Source organism: Oscillibacter sp. KLE 1745 (assembly GCF_000469445.2).
In the GTDB taxonomy this organism is placed as follows: domain Bacteria; phylum Bacillota; class Clostridia; order Oscillospirales; family Oscillospiraceae; genus Oscillibacter; species Oscillibacter welbionis.
In genome coordinates this window covers 1-15,893 of record NZ_KI271783.1, presented here as the reverse complement: position 1 = coordinate 15,893, position 15,893 = coordinate 1, and the positions used below count along the sequence as shown (strand labels likewise).

Below are 15,893 nucleotides of genomic sequence, written 5' to 3'. Positions count from 1 at the left end.
AACCGCCATTGAGAAAATCCGTACGCTACCCAAGCCTTTTTTATATACCGTCAGGAGGCGCCTATGACATTTCAACAGCTCACTTATTTTGTTACAGCAGCCAGATGCGGTTCCATCAACCAGGCAGCCGAGCATCTTTACACCCATCAAAGCAATATCAGCAGTGCCATCCGGCAGCTGGAGTCCGAATTCTCAATTCAGATATTTGTGCGAAGCTCCAAGGGCGTGCAGCTGACAAAAGCCGGCCGGGAGTTCCTGACTTACGCAGAGGATTTGGTCCAGAGGAAAGTGGAGCTGGAAAAGCTCTATCAGGTGCGAAGCAAACGGCAACCGCAGCATTTCTCTGTAGCAGCCATGCGCTCTTTCTTTGCATATGCGCCTGTGTTGGAATCCATCAGCCACTCTTTCCAGGACACGCCCATGATTCTGCGTCTGCAAAAGTGTTCCCGCCGCGATGTCATCGAAAACGTTGCTTCCGGAAATGCTGATTTGGGCATTCTCTTCGCCATGGAGGGACATGCCGCGCGCCTGATGCAGGTAGCACGGATAAAATCACTGGATATTACCCATCTTGGGAAAAGCCGCCTTCACGTAGTCATGCGGGCGGACCATCCTTTGATTCAAAGTCAAGATCTATCCGGCATTTCGCTCTACCCCTATGTCATTATTGAGAACCAGGAAGACTACAGCCGCCTGTACGACGAAGACTCCCACAGTATTTCATCCCTTTTCCCTTCTGCGCCGCCTGTCATCATTTCCACGAATGACTCCATGACATGCCAAAGCATCGTGGCCAATTCCAATGCATTTTTCATCAGCACAACCCCGTGGAAGCATGGTCCGCATTATGATTTTGCATCCATCCCAATTCCGGGCGAGGAAAACCAACTAAACTTCTACAGCGTGCTGCCTTCCAACGCAGAACTCTCTCCACTAGGTCAATCTTATCTGGAAAACCTAAAGCTCCTGATGCAGGAAATTTGAAGCCAATATCCGACTTTATTATCCCGTTTGATCGTGCCAATACTGGCTTTTTCCAGTATTGGCACGATTTTTGTCGATTCCGCCCATTATTTTTTCTGTTTTTTATACAAAGCAGAAATTCTTCAGTAAGGTGCGTAATTCTGTATTGACATTTTCATGAATACACAATATGATTCAGGTATTGTTCGCATATAAGTCCATATTCGCATATCGGAATTATGGGATGTGAACTTCACGAACTATTCTGCGTTTGAGAACAGAAAGGAGATTTCAAAATGAAAAAAGCATTGTCCTTGCTCTTGGCATCCATTATGGTCCTGTCTCTGACGGCCTGCGGTGGATCTTCCACAAAGGAGGAACCCAGTGGTGATGGCGAAGCTGCTACTTATGAATTCAAGCTGGGTACAGATTGCTCCGATCCCGCGCTTTCTCCTGACTACAACGGCTATGGTGCACAGATCGCAAAGTTCTGCGAGCTGGTTGCAGAACGCACCAATGGCCAGGTGACGATTACTCCGTACTATGAATCTGTTCTGGGCGGCCAGTCCGAGCTGCTGACCCAGGTTCGCGACAATGAATTGGATATTTTCTATGGCCAAGCACAGTCCAACTTCGACTCTCGCTTTGCTTTCAAGGCCATTCCCTTCCTGGTGACCGATCTGGATGCGCTGCATCGTTTGATGGGCAATCCTGACGGCGAGCTCTACAAGCTCTATGCCTCCGCCCTGGAGGAATACGGCATCCACCTGATCGGACAGGGCGTCGGCACCTTCCGCGGCCTGTTCAACAACAAGCACAAGGTGGCCGTTCCCGAGGATATGGAAGATCTTACCATGCGTATCTATGAGGACCCCGTTGTGAAGTACTTCTGGGCTCCGATTTGCAACGCCTCCGTCATTTCTTTCAACGAAGTCTATACCGCACTCCAGACCAAGACCTGCAATGCTATGGAAATCGCCGCCGGCGTTGGCATCTACAGCAAGTTCTATGAAGTGTGCGATCACTACAGCAACATTGACTGGCAGTTCATGAGCCAGGGCTTCCTCGTGAGCGATAAGTGCTGGAACACCCTGCCCGAGGATCTGCGTCAGATCGTCGTGGACTGCGCCTGGGAGTCTGCTGAGTATGAGTGGGGTCTGGAAAAAGAGTTCGCCGAGCAGGCCATGGATGAGCTTGCCACTCTGGGCTGCGAAGTCTATGAGCTCACTGACGAGGAGCGCCAGGCTTGGGTTGACTACTCTCAGTCTCACGCCGAGGAATTCCGTGAGTACATCGGAGCCGACTTCTATGATCAGGTCATGGAAATCGTTGAAGCCGATGCTGCCGCCAATTCTTAATCCCTAATATTTTCCACTTCTGTTGTATCAACACTGTGTGCTGTCGCAAAAGCGCTCGGTTTGAATGGAATCAAACATAAAACCGAGCGCTTTTGCTTCAAGTTATAGAAAGAGGGTCTTTATGCAATTTCTCAAGAAATTGGATAAGGGCATCGATGCGTTTCTGAAATATTTTACAGGCGTGTTGATGGTCTTATTGACGGTCATTGTCTGTACAATGGTCATCTCCCGGTATGTATTTCGAATTCAATTGGGTGGCATTGAAGAACTGCCCGTTTACTTCATGTGTATCTGCATTTGGCTGGGCGGCGTCCGTGTCTCCCGAAACGATTCCCACGTCAAGATCGAAGTCATTTATTCCATTGTCAAGAATCCCAGAGGCCAGAATATTCTGCGGATGCTGACAACTTTGGCTTCCGCCCTGGTTCTGACCTATTTCTGCATAAGTGCCTGGCAGCTGGTAACTCGTACATACGATGCCGGCACAATTTCTTCTTCCATCGGATTCCCTCTGTGGATTGCATATAGCTTCGAACTGATCGGAACGGTAGGCATGACGATTTATACTTATGTCAACACCGTCAAATACGCTCTGAGGGTGGTGAATAGAAAATGAGTATCGTCGCATGTATGGCTCTCATTCTTGCTCTGATCATGATGAGCATGAATATTCCCCTAGCATTTCTGGCGGGTGCCATCATCTTCTCTTTTACCAATGGATTGACCACTGGCAGTTGGGGTTCTACCGGCTGGTTCTCTGTGGAATCATTCTCTCTTTTGGCCATTCCCCTGTTTTTGATTGCCGGTACCTTAATGGAGCGCAGCGGTATTGCCGGTGCATTGGTAGATCTGGGACAAAAGCTCACAGATAAAGAAGGCAAGGGCCGTGGTTTAGCAAATGCCATTCCCATCGTTTCCGGTTTCTTTGGCGCACTGTGCGGTTCCGGTCTGGCCACCGCTTCTACCATGTGCACCATGCTGGGCCCCCGGTTGGAGCAAAAGGGCTACAAAAAGGAATTCATTTACGGCTTGATTGCTTGCAGTAGCCCCTTTGGCTATATGATTCCCCCCAATATGAACGCTATCATTTATGCCAAGGTAGCAAACGCATCCGTGGCAGATCTGTTTATGGCAACGGTTCTCCCCGGCATCCTGTGGATCATCCTTTACATTTTGCTCAACCGCTTCATGGTTCCCAAATATTTCTTCCCTGAAAATACGGTAACTGCCGATGTTGTAGTGGCAGATGTAAAGAAAACACAGTCCAACTGGGATCTGTTTAAATCCCTGATTCCTGCAATTTTGATGCCTGTTATCATCCTCGGCGGCATTTACGGTGGCATTTTTACCGCTACTGAGGCCGGTGCTGTGGGTTGCTTATATGGTGTAATCGTGGGCATCGGTATCTATCGCAGCGTTAAGACCAAGGACCTCTTTGATATCTTTGCAACCGCCGCTTATCAGATGGGTTCCCTACAAATTATCTTCCCCTTCACGATGATTTTTACCCGTATCATGGTAACCAACGGTGTACCGGATATGGTAACGAATTTTGTGACCGGCGTTTCCGACAGCAAGATCGTCATCATCCTGATTCTGGTTCTAGTTCTTTTTGTGGCAGGTTTCTTTCTGGACGGAAATATTCTCCTTCTGGTTTTGACTCCCCTGCTGCTGCCTACCGCAACCTCTGTTGGAATGAGCGTCATCCAGTTTGCCGTACTGGTCTTCGTGGCCCTGGGCATCGGTTCCATCACTCCCCCTATGGCCATGTCCTTGTTCTTGTGCGCACGGCTGGGTAATGTACCTGTTGAAAAAATGGTAAAGCCTATGCTCCCTTATATTATCGTCGGCTCTGTTCCTATTTTGTTGCTGGTAGCCTTTGTCCCCGCTGTTTCTGAATTCTTGCCTGCTTTGCTACACTGATATTCGGTGAAAAGAGTCCGTTTTCGGGCTCTTTTCACCTATATGGGAGGTTTTTATGGATTACCTGATCAAAAATGCCCGTGTTGTTGACGGAACCGGAGTCCCTGCCTATACGGCTGATGTCGCGATTACTGGTGATATAATCTCCAAGATCGGCACCATTGACGAATACTGTCCGCACACCATTGATGCTGCAGGGTATGTACTCATGCCCGGTATTATTGATCCGCACAGCCACGCCGATGCCGGTATCTTTAATCCGGACTGGAGTCACCAACGCATTGTGCAGGGCATTACCACAGAAATCACAGGCCACTGCGGACCTTCCCCTGCTCCAAACTGCCCGGAAAATATGGAACTGCTACGGCGCATATACTTCGATCTCACCAACACAGGTGTCCCCTTCGATTGGCCCTTCCATGATTTCGACGGCTGGTTGAAAACAGTGGAACAGCAAAATCTCTCTGCCAACTACGGATTTTTTGTGGGCCATGGAACGCTTCGCGCTTGCGTCATGGGCGGAAAAACTGAAAAGGCTTCCCCCGCTGACATCCAGACAATGCAAAAGTTGCTGGATGAATCCCTTAGTCAGGGCGCTTTGGGACTGGCTCTTGGTCTAAGCATGTTCCCTGGCAGCTATGCCGACACATATGAACTGATCGAATTGGCCAAGGTGGTGAAGAAGCACGATGCCATTATTGTGGCTCACCGCCGGGATGAAGGAAACCGCGCCTATGAAGCCATTGATGAAATGCTGACCGTTGCCCGCGCCACTGGCGTGCGCATGAATATTGCCCACATCAAGGTTACGGGCAGCAGCAACTGGGGAAAAGGCAAGGCACTTTTGGAACTAATCGACGCCGGTCTGAAGGAAGGTTTGGATCTCTCCCTGGACGCCTATCCCTATATTGCCGGTTACACACAGCTGTTCCAGATATTCCCTATCAACGTTTGGGGCGTAGGCGGCGAACAAATGCTGAAAAATTTCTCCGATCCCGCCTATCGTGCAGGCGTAATTGAAAAAATGAATTCCGGTATCTACGACGGATTAAAGGCTGCGAACGGCGGCGCTTCTGGCGTACAGATCATTCAGTGCCCGGATCCGGCTTTTGACCAGAAGACCTTACTGGAGATCAGCAAAATGCTTGATGTGGACCCCGTTGAAGCGGCCATTCAAATGATGGAGCGTTTTGGCAGCAATGTCATGATGTTCTACTTCTTGCAGAACATGGATGAGCTAAAATCTCTCTTGCTCTATCCCTACACAATGATTATGTCTGATGGTGCGCCCACCAGTGCTCATAATCATCCGCGCTGGATGGGTGCGTTCGGCGAGATCCTGGAGATGTTTGTCCAAAAGGATCACCAAATGACGCTGGAAGCCGCTGTGCGGAAAATGACTTCCATGCCGGCTGAGCGTTATCGCCTTACAGGCCGCGGTATTATTCGGGAGGGTAACAAAGCCGATCTGATCATTCTGGATTGGGACCACTTCCAGAACAACTGCACCTACGAACATCCCGCAGGTCCTTCCAAGGGAATCCATTATGTATTCTTAAACGGCAAAATTGCTGCTATTGACGGGATCTATACCGGCAACGGTCAAGGTGTTGTCTTTCGGGGAAACTAAACGCTATCCCCAAGGCTACCATGACGGAAACATCCTAGCAAAAAGGCAGGAAAACGTTGCAATCGTTTTGTGATCCAATTTATTAAAGATAAAGTAGAATAAGTTCCGCAAATTGAAACGCCTCATGAAATGCTCTCACAGTTGAGAATGAAAATATAGTCTGTGCGTTAACCGAAGGATTTGCTAAACTGAAGACAGCAGACGTAGTCTGGGTGCACCTTGGTGGTTTTTCATCCCGTTTGTTCAAGGTGGACGAGTTGCCCAAGAGAACAGCAGTATGTTGCGTCACGTCAGTGAAGAGCACGAGTAGCAAAGTTCAGATCCCCCCGGCAATTCCCGGCCCGCATAATTCGGGGAGGGATTTGATGCAAGACATATTGACCTGCGCCATGGGACTGGATATTCATCGTGACGTTATTGTTGCCTGTCTTGCCAAAGGTGAGCTGGGCACCTATCCGGAAATCGAGATCCGCTCCTTCAGCACACTTATCCCGCAAATGCGGAAACTGCGGGATTGGGTGTTGGAAGCAGAGTGCCACTATGTCGCTATGGAGAGCACTAGGATCTATTGGCAGCCCATCTACGAAATGCTGGAACCGTGTTTGACGGTCAGATCAGCATGCTGGTCGTAAATGCCCGCCACATGAAGAATGTGCTTGGGCGCAAAACGGATATGCGGGAGGCGCAATGGATCGCCACATTACTCCGTGCCGGATTACTAAAGGGGAGTTTTATCCCAGATAAAACGTTCCGAGAGCTGCAGCATCTGCCCCGGTATCGTAAGAGCATCGTTCACGACATTACCGCTCAAAAGAATCGCATCGCTAAATTTTTGCAAAGCTCCGGTTTCCGCTTCACAGCGTTTCTGTCGGACACATTTGGCGCTTCCGGACGAAACATCATCCGTCATTTCATGGAATACGGAAGTATCTCGCGAGAAGCGTCAGACAAGTGTCTGAAGACACAGACCCGGAAACGAATCGACGAAATACTGATCGCCTTGAACGCTTCGCTCTCGGAGCACTAGCGCGGCTTTCTTCGCATAATATTTGGGCACTTAGAAGCTCTTGAACAGCACCTCCATACTGTGGAGGACGCTATTATGGAAGAGATCACAAAGCACGAAGAGGCATTGAGTATTCTGTGTTCCATACCGGGCATTGATATAACTGCGGCAGCGGCCATTATTGCGGAGATCGGCACCGATATGAGCGCCTTTCCGGATTCCCAGCATATATGCTCCTGGGCTGGTTTAAGTCCCGGTAACAATGAAAGTGCCGGAAAACGTAAGAGTGCTCACATTAATAAAGGTAATCCGTATCTGAAGAGTATGCTCTGCGAGGTGGGATGGGTCATCTCCGGAAAGCGAACCTTGTACCTCTCTGGTTGGTACTGGAAGATAAAACAGTCGAAGGGCGCAAAACATGCAACGATTGCTTTGGCTCGCAAGCTTCTGGCGCTGATTTACACGATGTGAAAACAGGTTCTCCATACAACGAAGAATGCTTTGAGACCCGCAGAAAAAGTGAGCGCAACCGGGCCAGCCGTATGGTGAAAGAACTGCAAAAGCTGGGATACTTTGTGGTAGCGACAGACTGATACCCACTGTTCCACACTTCGACCAGCGACAGGTTTTGGTCTGCCGCTTTTTGTGTTGCGATGTTTTTTCATGAGGCGTTCAAAACCTGTTTGTCATGGTACACATCCTCGCTACCTATTTTCGTAGCAAAGATAAGATCTAAAATGTCTCTGTGCTTAGCGTAGATCTCCTTACACAGACGTTCAGTATCCTTATCACCTGTGACATGCTTCATGACGGCCTCCGTGTAATGATCTAATAACATCCCTACTTCTGGAGATAATGTCACGCCGTTTCTGGCGCTCCTGATTGCATCTAAAATATCTGTATAACTCACAGACTGCCAGTCCTGCTAGTCAGTTTTTTTCAGGGGCAGCCCCATCTGGCGTCAAAAACGCGAATGAAATATTGAAGCCTGGATACTCCTTCGTCAGGGGCTCATGATAACGCTGAAGCTGATTTCCATGTTCGTGAGAAAAGACCTTGTTTTCAATACAAAGAAGGTATTTCCTACTTTCACAGATGACAAGCAGGTCGATATGCTGCCATTCTCGAAAAACGATACAATCAGATAGATCTTGTGAAATAGAGTCACCTTGCCCTATGTTTGCGGTGAAGGCTCGAAGGAACCTGTCCTGTAATCCGTGATTCCCTTTAGGATCAAGAAGCCACGCAAGGAAGTTGCTATAGCGAATCTCAGCTTTGGTAGATTTCAGGATCTCAAACAGATTTGATGAATCTCACATAGTTCCATAGCAGGCGAGATACTCCTCCCACCCTCGGGTGGGGCAAGCACCGCATCCGGCTATACGCCAGTCGCAGTTCTGGACGGTAGCCCGGACCCACTTTGGGCGGCCCAAGGGCCGAAAGGCAGAGATCTGGAATGTGCGTTTACTCCATGCCGGGATTACGATGTTGTAAACAAAGAGCTGTAGAAAACTTCTTTACATGATTTTAGCTCATTTTTGTTTATCTTTGCTCCATTTGATTTGTTTTCCGTCGCTCTTTAGCGGTGCTGTATCCATGTGTTCCACACCGCACTGTGGCTAAAACTGTGGTCAAAAAAGCCCCCGCCCTTTATAAGTTCCGCACAGGAATGGTAAAGAGCGGGGGCTTTTCCGTTTTCAGGCCCTTGTATTGTCACTCCGCAGCCAGAGAGTGCCCAAGCCCATTGCCCCAGTCCACGCTCAGAATTTGCAGAGCACGAAACAATGGAAAGGACCCTGCCAGCGGTATTTGGTCCCGCAGGTTTCATAATGCTCAGTATGGAGTTGGCCTGCGACTCTTCTCTGCCAGCGATGCCGCCTACAAGACGCCCTCCGGCAAGATACAATATCCCCATACTTGAATTGTGGAGGTATTGCCCATGAACACCTACATACTGACTTATGACCAACTCCAGAAGTATACCTACTGGCTCCGCCGGGAGGAACGGTGCGAGGGCACCGTGGAGAAGTACCTGCGGGATATCCAGGCCTTTGCCCGGTGGCTGGAGGGCAGGCCGGTCACAAAGGAACAGACTGCGGGCTGGAAAGCCTATCTAATGGCAGCGGGCTACGCCCCTGTCACCATCAATTCCATGCTGTCGGCCATCAATGGCCTGTTCCGCTTTCTGGGCTGGGAGGAGTGCCGGGTGAAGTTTTTGAAGGTTCAACGGCGGCTGTTCCGGGACGAGGGCCGGGATCTGACCCGCCCGGAATACGTCCGTCTGCTGGACACGGCCCGGAACCTGGGCCGGGACCGTCTGGCCCTGCTCATGGAAACCATCTGCGCCACCGGCATCCGGGTGAGCGAGGTGCGCACCGTGGAGGCCGCTAGACGGGGCCGGGCGGAGATCGCGTCCAAGGGCAAGGTGCGGATCATCCTGCTCCCCAACAAGCTCTGCCGCAAGCTGCTGAAATACGCGCAAAAGCAAAAAACCGTTTCTGGTGAGATTTTTCTCACCGGAAACGGAAAGCCACTCACCCGCCGCCAAATTTGGGCGGAGATGAAGCGGCTGTGTAAACGTGCCAGGGTAGCCCCGTCCAAGGTGTTCCCCCATAATCTGCGCCATCTTTTTGCCACAGCCTTTTACCGGGTCAGCCGGGACATCGTAAAACTGGCCGATGTGCTGGGACACAGCTCCATCGAAACCACCCGCATTTACCTGATCTCCACCGGAGCGGAGCATCAGCGGCAGCTGGACCGACTGGGGCTGGTATCATAAAATCAACATTTCGCCCCAATAACGCAAAAATCAGGGTGCCTCGGCAAAGCATAAAATCAACATTTCGCCGTAGGTGCCGTACTGTCTGCGCCCACAGACTACATATTGCAGTCTTATTTTACCACTGTTTTTTTCTGAAAGCAATTGATTTTCGGCATTTGGGACGCACAAAGTCGGGCCGCAAAGCGCAGGTCTTTTGCAGCCTGTATTTCGTGCGCCTTTTAGTCAGAGGACATTAGGTAAAACACCATATTTGTTTGCATTAGATCGGTAGCCTTACCAACTGAATGACAGAATAAAATGCGAAATGTTGATTTTGGGAATAGGAGGGTGATTTTTATGGGCAGCCCACCCAGCAGTTCATAGATCCAGATTGGATGAACGGGCAAAATGACGAACTTTGGAACCGGATGAAAAGCACTCCGTTCCACACAAAAACGAAGAAAGGATATGAAAACCATGAAAAGACGGTTACTGTCAGTATTTTTGAGCCTTTGCATGATGCTGACGCTGGCGCCGGCCGCATTCGCGGCGGAGCCTGGTGATCCCTCAGAAAATGCTCCCGTGGAGATCACTGAAACGGACGGAACTGCGCAAGAGCCTATCACAAGCGAAGATACCGCACCCACGGAGCCCACAGAGTCCACGGAGCCTGCGGGTCCCACCACTCCGACTGATCCGGAAACGACGGAACCCACAACCGGCGGAGGACAGTCTGATGATGCGGAACTCCCCACGGAGGAACCTACTGCTATTGAGGACAAAAGCGAGAACGAGGATGCGGCAAAGATTGCTCAGATTGGGGAAACCCAATATTCCTCTCTCAGTGAAGCCATCAGCGCCGCAACCAATAATGAGACCGCTGGCGAAAAGCCGGTCACCATTGAACTGATTGATAATGTGACAGGTACCGCTCAAATTTCCATTCCCGTAGGCGCAAATCTGGTGATTGACGGCAAGGAGCATACATTCAATGGCTCGATCTCCTGCGTAGCAAATAGTAGCCAAGCAAATAAAGCCGCTGCTGTCGATGGGGATGAAAAGGACGCAACGCACCTGACCATCCAGAATTTGAAGATGAACGGCGAGGAAATTGTGGATGGTTTTGGTATTTATTCTGGAAATCAAAAGCAGGGTGGCCAGATGGATCTGTACCTGACCGTAGAGAACTGCACCATCCAGAACTATGAAGCAAAGGGTATGTATCTCACCAATACAAAGGAACTGGTGCTGGACACTTGTACTTTTGTTGATAACGCAAATAATTTCGGATTTTTGAAAGGACAAGGCGATTTCGCTGTTGACCTGAACCTGTGTGCGGTTCAAGCGGCGAAGATCACAATTGAGAATTGCATTTTCGAAGGTGATAATGGTATTACAGCCCCAATCAAAATCGCAGCCCGCGGCGGTCAGGATGACCAAGAGTCTGACATTATGGATGCTGGGGCGGCTACGATTGAGAGCGTGACTATTACCGGCTGTAAGTTTGCAGAGGGTACAAATACCGTGGTCAAGCTCGGTACAAAGTCCCGTGCCTCGACTGGCGCTTTTGATGTCGAGCTGAAAGAAAATACCTGTGGGACAAGCGATCCCGTTTCCGTGAGCCTGGGATACAAGAGCGGGAGCATAAAGGTCCCCTCCGGTGCGACCCTGGAGCTGAAAAACAGCGAAGAAGGTGCGACTGAAACTATCCCGGCGGTCCTGATGAACGGGAAGGTGTATTCCTCTATCGCCGATGCTCTGAAAGAAGTAAATAAAGAGCAGATGACAACGATCACGCTTTTGCAGAGTGTAACCGAGGATGTCACGATCCCCTGCGGCTTCAATTTGGTGATTGAGGGTGACGGCAAGTATATTGGAAAGGCCAGATCACCTGCACCGCTACGACCAGTGAGGGGCAGACTGGTGATACCCAGCTTACCGTGAGGAACCTGACCTTAAACGGAGGCCCCGGAAATGGACAGAAGGATTTCGCAATAATTGCACAGAATCAGAAAGTAGAGAACAACCTGTCGACGCTTTCCCTGACGCTGGAGAACTGCACGGTTCAGAACTATAAGAGCAAGGCTCTCTATCTGACCAATGCCGAGGAGCTGACCGTGACCGGCTACACCTTTAAGAACAACGCAACTACTGTTATGAATAGTCCCAATACCAAGGGCGACTACACCGTCGATCTGAACCTGGTTGGCGTTCAGAATACCGTGGTCAATATCAAAGACACCACCTTCAGCGACGACTGCGGCAAAAAAGCGGTCATCAAGATCGCGGCCCGCGGCAGTCAAGACGGCACGGGTGCCACTGATGCCAAAGGTCCGGATGCTACCGTCAAGTCCCTGACCATCGAGGGCTGCACTTTCAATCAGAACCAGAACGAAGGTAAAGTTGTTCCCGCTTTGAACATCGGGACAGATAAGAAGGAAGGAGCAAATCCGGGCGCTGTCAACAAGACCGGCGCTTATGAAGTGACCATCAGCGAGAACAAGACGGACGTTCTTGTGAAGATGCCCTATATTACGGACGAGAACGAGCAGATCAAGACCGTTGAGAAGGGCGAAACGATGAAGAAGTCCGCTGACGGCGAGTTCGCCACTGGTGCCGCGAAGATCGGTTCTACTGTCTACACGGATCTGCAAGATGCAGTAAATGCGGTCAGTAGCAACGGCACAATCAAGCTGTTGGCAAACGACTCCGCTACGGTGTCCAGGGAGATCACCTTCAGTGTAGAACTGAATGGGCACACTGCAACTATCACCGCGGGCTCCAACTATAAGCTGGTTTCTTCTGAAAATGAAAATGTCATTACCTATACTGTGACAAAAGAATCCAGCGGAGGTCATTCTGGCGGCGGTGGCGGCGAAAGCAGTTCTGGCTCCTATGCCATCACGGTGGATAAGACCACCGGCGGCACCGTGAAGGTCACCCCCTCCCGCGCCGACAAGGGCGACACGGTGACGATTACTGTCGATCCCAAGAGCGGCTATGAGCTGGACAAGCTGGTGGTCACTGATAAGAATGGTGACTCCATCCGTCTGACGGATAAGGGCAACGACAAGTATACCTTTACCATGCCCTCCGGCAAGGTCACCGTGGAGGCGACCTTCACCAGGGTTGAACAGGAGGATGAAACGATCTCCTTCATCGATGTGTCCGCCAGCGCCTACTACTATGACGCCGTGAAGTGGGCCGTGGAGAAGGGGATCACCAGCGGCACTTCTGCCCCTACATTCTCTCCCAATGCCAACTGCACACGGGCGCAGATGGTAACATTCCTCTGGCGGGCCGCCGGTTCTCCCAAGGCTGCGGGCAGCAATCCGTTCACCGATGTGGACAGCGGCGCCTACTACTATGACGCCGTGATGTGGGCTGTGGAGAAGGGCATTACCTCCGGAACCAGCGCCACCACCTTTGCCCCGGACGCCACCGTGACCCGTGGGCAGACCGTGACCTTCCTCTATCGGGCGAATAACTCTCCGGCTGTGACAGGGGCTAACCCCTTCACGGATGTGGCCGCTGATGCGTTCTGCAACGCAGCTGTCCAGTGGGCGGCGCAGGAGGGCATCACCTCCGGCACTAGCGCCACCACATTCGAGCCGGGCAGCGCATGTACCCGCGCCCAAATCGTGACCTTTATGTTCCGAGATATGGTGAAGTAAAGGAATGCGTCTTATGTATCTTACTTGAACGGGGCGGCCAGGCACTATTGCGAATTTCTCTCCTAAAGCATTGTGTTTGGTGATGAGAAGACAAGTTCCGCATCAATTCTCTGGCGTTTGCAGAGAACACGCAAGACCATAACATCGACACGGTCCCGCATCTCCCATTCGGAGAGATGCGGGACCGCATTTTATTCTCAGCCTCCGCCGAACAAAAAATCGACGCAGCAAATTAACAACATGCCTCCAGCACCATACCCATCGACTCAATGTGCCGGACTGCGTCTCCGCCATAATTGCTAAATTGAGCAGACGGATTAGTGCAACTCGCGGAATTCCTCGGAAAGCGGAGAATTCTTTTCACATACCCACGGGCTTCTCCCCACGGCCGATAGCTGGAGATATCTGTGGCGCGTCAGCGGACGATAGCAGCCCAAGCCAGCATGTGACCGCCTGTGCACCGCTGTTGCGTAGATGGCGGTATGGGCAGGGTACAGACACTCCCGCACCACAAAGCGCGGTGTGGGGGCTGTGTGCCGCAGGCACCAAGATCGCCCGGAAGCCAAAATGAGCGGGTGAACCGAGGGGGCGAAAAAAGTGCGGGATAAAGCGGTGTCTCCACCGCTGTTCACACCGCCCCGCAATGCGGGTCGGGGAAGCGGTTTTGCGGAGATTTCCTCACTTTTGGGACCGTTTGAAGCAACCGTCCTGGCTCCTGTTTTTGTGCTGCGGCTCCTGTTTTGGCTCCTGCCCCACGAAAATCCCCACCGTTGCGCCATATTTCCTGGCTCGGATTTGGATCCACCCTGAATTATCGAAATTTTGGAGGTATCATCATGGCAGAAGAAAGAACGCGCATCCACACCCGTATCACACCAGAGACAGAACGTAAGATCGCCGTAGCGATGCCGCTGTCCAACTGTCAAACACAAAATGAGTTTGTGGAGAAGGCCCTGCAGTTCTATTGTGACTATGTAGCATTCCAAGACTGCTTCTCCGTTCTGCCGCCCATGCTGGTGGCGGCAATCCGGGCGACGGTCCAGAATAGCGAGAGCCACATCTGTCGTCTGCCGTTCAAGCTGGCAGTGGAGATGGACATGATGATGAATGTCCTGGCCGCGGCCATGGAGATCCCGGAGGAACAGCTGCGGGATCTGCGCGGCCGATGCGTCCAGGAGGTAAAAAAGACCCACGGCATGATCTCTTTTGATGGCGCGGTGGAGATTGAAGCCATCGTAGAGGTCTAAAGGGGCGGGCACCACTGGTGATATGCAAAACAGCACCGGAACGGGAGCATATCCGTTCCGGTGCTTGTTTATTCAGGCAAGCTCTATTAAAGCTGAGACTAAGAGGAGGAAATTGGGTTTGCCGGAAAATATGTGCCCTGCATTCCATCAGCAACTGGCAGCAACGGACGGGGTGATGCCGGAAGACCATATGCTTCTTCGAGAAAAGATGGTCACAACGAAACCACAACCAGCGGCCCCTGCTTTTCTCAGCCCTGAATGGCCCCTGCCGGCCCCTGTGCGGCCTTCAGCCGGGGACGGATCCTGCCGGGGACTTTCGGCCCAGTATGAAGAGACGTTTCGCGGGAGTATTTTCGCCCACCCTTGGGTGGGGCAGCAGAGCGTTTGGCTTGCCGCAAGCGGCAGCCAAACGCTTTTTTTGCGGGCAGAAGCCCACACCCACTTCACGGTCAGACAGCCGAGGACGGGAACGGGACCAGCGAGAAGAGCCGGACGCAAAAATGATACGCTGAAACAAAGAAAGACCAACTGAGGCCTCAACGGGGGTGTTCCCGCCTGTAAAGCCCTGTGTGCCCTTTTCCTGGCCGGAGAGGGTAAACACTCAGCCCCATCTTCGGAACGCGACGTTAAAGCCCGTTGCGGCCAAAGTGAATTGCCCGTGAATTGATAACTTTCTGATAACGCTCACAAAACCGTATGGCTATCCACAGAAAAATCTGGTATGGTGTGGTTCCGCTGTAAAGCGGACAACCCCATGCCAGATTTTTTATGTGGAGGTGAAAACAGATGGAACACCGGAAGCGGCATCAGGTCATCGCCTTTCGGGTAACGGAGGCGGAGAGGCGGCAGATTAACACCAAGATCAGACAGTCCGGCCAGTCTCAGCAGGAGTACCTGCTCCACGCCGCCCTGGGGCAGACCATCCATGTGGTAGAGGAACTGAAGCCCATCCTGTCGGAGCTGCGGGCCTGCGGCAGAAACCTGAACCAACTGACCGTGCTGGCCCATGAGGGGCGCATCCAAGCCGTGCATCTGCGGGAGACGGTGGAGGCACTGGGCAGGACCTACGACGCGATAAGCGCCCTGCTCATGGAGAAAGGTCAGGTGATCTCCCACGGCAACGTGTAGCTTCATCAAGGAATCCAAACAGACGGCGGGCGCGATGCAAGGCGTTATGCGATATGTGGCGCAGAAAGAAAAAACGCTGGACAGGGATGGGACCAGATACCTTACAGGCGTCAACTGCGTGGCGGAAACAGCGTTCCAGAGCTTCATGGCAACCAAACATCTCTATGGAAAAGCGCACGACACTTTCTTCTATCAGTACGTCC

The 15,893-nt window shown here is 51.5% G+C and carries 12 protein-coding genes and 1 pseudogene; 11 read left to right on the top strand and 2 right to left on the bottom strand.

Annotation, left to right across the window (positions count from 1 at the left end; translation table 11 throughout):
* The first annotated feature begins 63 nt into the window (after positions 1-63).
* The 6 genes and pseudogenes from HMPREF1546_RS17465 to HMPREF1546_RS17440 all read left to right on the top strand — a co-directional run bounded on the left by HMPREF1546_RS17465 (position 64) and on the right by HMPREF1546_RS17440 (position 7,473).
* Entirely contained in the window at positions 64-984 is a 921-nt protein-coding gene (locus tag HMPREF1546_RS17465; protein WP_021750576.1) for a LysR family transcriptional regulator, read from the top strand.
* 275 nt (positions 985-1,259) lie between these two features.
* Positions 1,260-2,321 (top strand): TRAP transporter substrate-binding protein, encoded by a 1,062-nt coding sequence (locus HMPREF1546_RS17460; RefSeq protein ID WP_021750575.1) that lies wholly within the window; start codon positions 1,260-1,262, stop codon positions 2,319-2,321.
* Between the two features lie 121 nt (positions 2,322-2,442).
* Positions 2,443-2,937 (top strand): TRAP transporter small permease, encoded by a 495-nt coding sequence (locus tag HMPREF1546_RS17455; RefSeq protein WP_021750574.1) that lies wholly within the window; start codon positions 2,443-2,445, stop codon positions 2,935-2,937.
* Positions 2,934-4,244, top strand: coding sequence for a TRAP transporter large permease (locus HMPREF1546_RS17450; RefSeq protein WP_021750573.1), 1,311 nt, complete (start codon positions 2,934-2,936; stop codon positions 4,242-4,244). The genes HMPREF1546_RS17455 and HMPREF1546_RS17450 overlap by 4 nt, the downstream gene beginning before the upstream one ends.
* 55 nt (positions 4,245-4,299) lie before the next feature.
* Entirely contained in the window at positions 4,300-5,874 is a 1,575-nt protein-coding gene (locus tag HMPREF1546_RS17445) for an amidohydrolase family protein (RefSeq protein ID WP_021750572.1), read from the top strand.
* Positions 5,875-6,239: 365 nt separating this feature from the next.
* A pseudogene (locus tag HMPREF1546_RS17440) lies at positions 6,240-7,473 on the top strand (IS110 family transposase).
* 68 nt (positions 7,474-7,541) lie between these two features.
* Here HMPREF1546_RS17440 and HMPREF1546_RS19075 read toward each other — a convergent pair.
* Both HMPREF1546_RS19075 and HMPREF1546_RS20015 read right to left on the bottom strand, forming a co-directional pair.
* Positions 7,542-7,790: a hypothetical protein gene (locus tag HMPREF1546_RS19075; RefSeq protein WP_147629879.1), complete on the bottom strand. Its 249-nt coding sequence runs from the start codon at positions 7,788-7,790 to the stop codon at positions 7,542-7,544.
* A gap of 19 nt (positions 7,791-7,809) precedes the next feature.
* A complete protein-coding gene (locus HMPREF1546_RS20015; RefSeq protein WP_367646059.1) occupies positions 7,810-8,172 on the bottom strand; it encodes a PD-(D/E)XK nuclease family protein in 363 nt (120 codons plus the stop codon).
* 647 nt (positions 8,173-8,819) lie between these two features.
* On the opposite strand from HMPREF1546_RS20015, the gene HMPREF1546_RS17435 reads away from it, so the two are divergent.
* The 5 genes from HMPREF1546_RS17435 (at position 8,820) to mobC (ending at position 15,690) form a co-directional block, all read left to right on the top strand.
* Complete coding sequence (locus HMPREF1546_RS17435; protein WP_021750565.1) at positions 8,820-9,659, top strand: tyrosine-type recombinase/integrase; 840 nt, start codon at positions 8,820-8,822, stop codon at positions 9,657-9,659.
* Positions 9,660-10,109: 450 nt separating this feature from the next.
* A complete protein-coding gene (locus tag HMPREF1546_RS17430) occupies positions 10,110-11,585 on the top strand; it encodes a hypothetical protein (RefSeq protein ID WP_147629878.1) in 1,476 nt (491 codons plus the stop codon).
* Positions 11,582-13,315, top strand: coding sequence for an S-layer homology domain-containing protein (locus tag HMPREF1546_RS17425; protein WP_021750562.1), 1,734 nt, complete (start codon positions 11,582-11,584; stop codon positions 13,313-13,315). The genes HMPREF1546_RS17430 and HMPREF1546_RS17425 overlap by 4 nt, the downstream gene beginning before the upstream one ends.
* An 836-nt stretch (positions 13,316-14,151) precedes the next feature.
* Entirely contained in the window at positions 14,152-14,562 is a 411-nt protein-coding gene (locus HMPREF1546_RS17420; RefSeq protein WP_021750560.1) for a hypothetical protein, read from the top strand.
* A 786-nt stretch (positions 14,563-15,348) separates the two neighbouring features.
* Complete coding sequence (gene mobC, locus HMPREF1546_RS17410; protein WP_021752188.1) at positions 15,349-15,690, top strand: plasmid mobilization relaxosome protein MobC; 342 nt, start codon at positions 15,349-15,351, stop codon at positions 15,688-15,690.
* Positions 15,691-15,893 lie beyond the last annotated feature (203 nt).

What these genes read in the sequence shown, in the direction of transcription:
- HMPREF1546_RS17465 (WP_021750576.1), top strand. Translation starts at nt 64, where the DNA reads ATGACATTTCAACAGCTCACTTATTTTGTTACAGCAGCCAGATGCGGT.
- HMPREF1546_RS17460 (WP_021750575.1), top strand. Translation starts at nt 1,260, where the DNA reads ATGAAAAAAGCATTGTCCTTGCTCTTGGCATCCATTATGGTCCTGTCT.
- HMPREF1546_RS17455 (WP_021750574.1), top strand. Translation starts at nt 2,443, where the DNA reads ATGCAATTTCTCAAGAAATTGGATAAGGGCATCGATGCGTTTCTGAAA.
- HMPREF1546_RS17450 (WP_021750573.1), top strand. Translation starts at nt 2,934, where the DNA reads ATGAGTATCGTCGCATGTATGGCTCTCATTCTTGCTCTGATCATGATG.
- HMPREF1546_RS17445 (WP_021750572.1), top strand. Translation starts at nt 4,300, where the DNA reads ATGGATTACCTGATCAAAAATGCCCGTGTTGTTGACGGAACCGGAGTC.
- HMPREF1546_RS17435 (WP_021750565.1), top strand. Translation starts at nt 8,820, where the DNA reads ATGAACACCTACATACTGACTTATGACCAACTCCAGAAGTATACCTAC.
- HMPREF1546_RS17430 (WP_147629878.1), top strand. Translation starts at nt 10,110, where the DNA reads ATGAAAACCATGAAAAGACGGTTACTGTCAGTATTTTTGAGCCTTTGC.
- HMPREF1546_RS17420 (WP_021750560.1), top strand. Translation starts at nt 14,152, where the DNA reads ATGGCAGAAGAAAGAACGCGCATCCACACCCGTATCACACCAGAGACA.
- mobC (WP_021752188.1), top strand. Translation starts at nt 15,349, where the DNA reads ATGGAACACCGGAAGCGGCATCAGGTCATCGCCTTTCGGGTAACGGAG.